The following is a 3,045-nucleotide window of genomic DNA, read 5'->3' on the forward strand; positions in this document are numbered from 1 at the left end:
TGTGGTGATGTCGGTCGTTGTTCATCCCGAGTATCAGGGCAAAGGATTTGCAGGCGCGCTAGTCAAACACTTCATAGAGCAAATGCGCGCCATGTCGAAAGAAGATATCTACTTGATTTGCCAAACCGAACTGATAGGTTTTTATGAGAAGTACGGGTTTAATTATCTTGCCCCTTCCGAATCCGATCATGGCGGGCGCGCTTGGCATGATATGCGTTTAGACCTCTGTACACGCTAGCCGTTAATTGCGTTCAATTCGGCCCTGAAGCTGCGCCATAATCCGCGTGTTTTCTTCAAAGCTTGAGCTCGTAATCTGAGACAACTGCGACACACTAATAGGCACACCATTTCTTTCCTGAACCAAAGCATACTGAGCGACAAGCAGTGCCGTAGCGAGAGCATCACTATGCACTTCGTGCTCTGATTGTTTTAGACCATATAAATAATCATCAAACTCTTCAGGCATGCCCCACTCTTTGCGAATCGCTATACAATACTTCCACCCCACGCTCTTAAAAATATCGAGCTTTTGAATGGGCAAAAGCGTGTGTTCCTCTGGGCGCCCTCCTTCAACCGCGTCGATCTCCTGACATATCAATAGCATCGCAAGCGCCGGAAGCAAGCCAAGCAGATAGGCAGAGCCTTCAGACTCCCCTCGGGCCTGGAAAAGTTCATCGACGGATTTACCGGCGCTTAGTGCCCACTGCCACACGGTTTCGCTGAACGCAGACGTTTTCTGCGCACCTTTAAAGACGGGAAGCAGAATAGCCGCAGAGACGACCTTTTTAATACCGCCAACCCCCATAATGAAAATCGCCTGATCGAGCGACTCAACAGTCTTATTGTTCAAGCGAAAAAACGGCGAATTTACGGTTCTAAGAACCTGAGAAGTCAGCGAAGGATCTTTCAATAAGGATTCGGCAATCTGAGCGTAACTCAGCTCGTCTTGCTTCAGGAGTTTCATTAATGAAGGCAGCGTACTGGGCTTTCGAGGGAGTTGTTCAGTCCGCACCTCAGCCTGCGCAAGCTTTCTAGCAAGCTGCCGCGCACTGGCACGCTGCTCGTCAGTACTATTCACATAGAGACGGTCCGTACCAAACAATTCGAGACAGAACGCTCTATCCAGTTCTGCACGATACTCTTCATACAGCTGTGCGCTGTCTCTTCCGTTACTGACAGGAGAATCTTCTTTCTCAGCGTGTGCAGATTCTTCGCGAACTGCCGCCGATGCAAGCTGGGTTGTCGGTGCATCATCGCTACCGCCCAACAACTTTCTTAACCACGCCATTGCCATACGGTGCTTCCTTTCCCTGCAACTGAACAAGACTTAAGCCAATATGTGAACGAGTGTAATACAGCAATACAAGCGCGCAAAGAATTGAGGCCGTTTATTTCAGCCGATGCGCTGAATATGACGTAAAAAATGCAATAGGTGCTCAATCGTACGATGTATTGATGAGCATATGGCCACCTCATAATACTGACCGCGAGTAAACGTAGGAGGCCTTGCAAAGCGGCACCCCATGAATGGAAGACAACCGTCATTCAAATGTGCTTCTATAAGCAACGGAAACACCGAATCGATAAGGACGGAGTCAACGCAAGATGAACAAAATACTGATTACAGGAGCAACCGATGGCATTGGCTTAGAGACCGCCAAATTACTCGCAGCAAAAGGCCATCATTTATTGATTCACGGAAGAAGCGAGCAAAAGCTGGCCGACACAGAAACCGCATTACATGACTGCGCTCCGAATACCCTCATCGATACATACCGGGCAGATCTATCTCGCTTTGACGACATCCAATCTCTGCTCGTTTCCATCACGAGTGATCATTCAAGCATCGACATTATTATCAACAACGCCGGCGTGCTAAAAACGCCAACTCCCATTACGCCTGAGGGCTTCGATGTCCGGTTTGTCGTGAATACCTTTGCGCCCTTTATCTTAGCGAAGGGGCTAATCCCCAGCCTTTCAAGCGATGGACGTATCATCAACCTTTCGTCTGCAGCGCAAGCGCCCATCAATATAGATGCCATGGAAGGCAACGTCGTTTTAAGCGAAGCGTTTCAAGCCTATGCGCAAAGCAAGCTTGCGCTGACTATTTGGTCACAAGAACTAGCGAAAGACTTAAGCAACAGCCAAGTCTCGGTTGCCGTCAATCCCGGCTCACTGCTCGCCAGTAAAATGGTGAAAGAGGGTTTTGGTGTGGCCGGCAATGACTTAAGCGTCGGCGCAAACATTCTAGTGCGCGCAGCATTATCAGAGGAGTTCGCGCGCGCATCCGGACAGTATTACGACAATGACGAACAACAGTTCGCGCCGCCACATGCCGATGCCACTAACCCGGCTATATGTGAGCAAGTAATGGCATCCATTCACAAGATCACCAGTCAGTTTTGCTGAGAACCACCAATATGTAATGCTGCGCTCAACACGCAGACTTAATCTCATCACAAGGAAAAACAAGATGAAAACCATCGGCCTATTAGGCGGCATGAGCTGGGAAAGCACACAAGGCTATTACAAAGCGATCAACGAAGGCGTTAAAAACCATCTCGGCGGCTTGCACTCCGCCAAAATCGCCATGGTGAGTGTCGACTTTGCTGAAATAGAAGCATTACAGATGCAAGACAATTGGCAACAAGCGGGTGAAATACTCGCAAGTGCTGCGGTATCGGTCGAGGCTGCTGGCGCAGACGGTCTGCTTATTTGCACAAACACCATGCACAAAGTAGCAGACGCTGTTCAATCAGCGATTAACATTCCCCTGTTGCACATCGCCGACGCGACTGGCGAAGCACTCGTTCATGCCAACGTCAAAACAGTCGGGTTACTAGGCACAGCCTTCACAATGGAGCAGGACTTTTACAAAGGCCGACTGACACAACACTTTGGCTTGAAGGTCATAACACCGACTACGTCAGACAGGGCTGACGTTCACCGCATCATCTACGAAGAGCTCTGTTTGGGGAATATCCTGACGCGTTCACGCAAAACCTATTTAGACGTTATAGAGCGGATGGCAGCTCAAGGAGCCGA

General features: G+C 49.3%; 4 protein-coding genes. 3 read left to right on the forward strand and 1 reads right to left on the reverse strand.

All coding sequences use genetic code 11. From position 1 onward, the window contains the following. The coding region (locus A3751_RS10270) for a GNAT family N-acetyltransferase (RefSeq protein WP_197466271.1) at positions 1-238 on the forward strand (238 nt) is incomplete at its 5' end. Positions 239-241: 3 nt separating this feature from the next. Here A3751_RS10270 and A3751_RS10275 read toward each other — a convergent pair. Further along, complete coding sequence (locus tag A3751_RS10275; RefSeq protein ID WP_068455361.1) at positions 242-1,294, reverse strand: HDOD domain-containing protein; 1,053 nt, start codon at positions 1,292-1,294, stop codon at positions 242-244. 311 nt (positions 1,295-1,605) lie between these two features. On the opposite strand from A3751_RS10275, the gene A3751_RS10280 reads away from it, so the two are divergent. Further along, on the forward strand, positions 1,606-2,409 hold the full coding sequence (locus A3751_RS10280) for an SDR family NAD(P)-dependent oxidoreductase (protein WP_068455364.1): 804 nt from the start codon (positions 1,606-1,608) through the stop codon (positions 2,407-2,409). A 64-nt stretch (positions 2,410-2,473) separates the two neighbouring features. Beyond that, positions 2,474-3,045, forward strand: a 572-nt coding sequence (locus tag A3751_RS10285; protein ID WP_068455367.1) for an aspartate/glutamate racemase family protein, incomplete at its 3' end; no start/stop codon positions are given.

Source organism: Oleiphilus sp. HI0080, assembly GCF_001635135.1.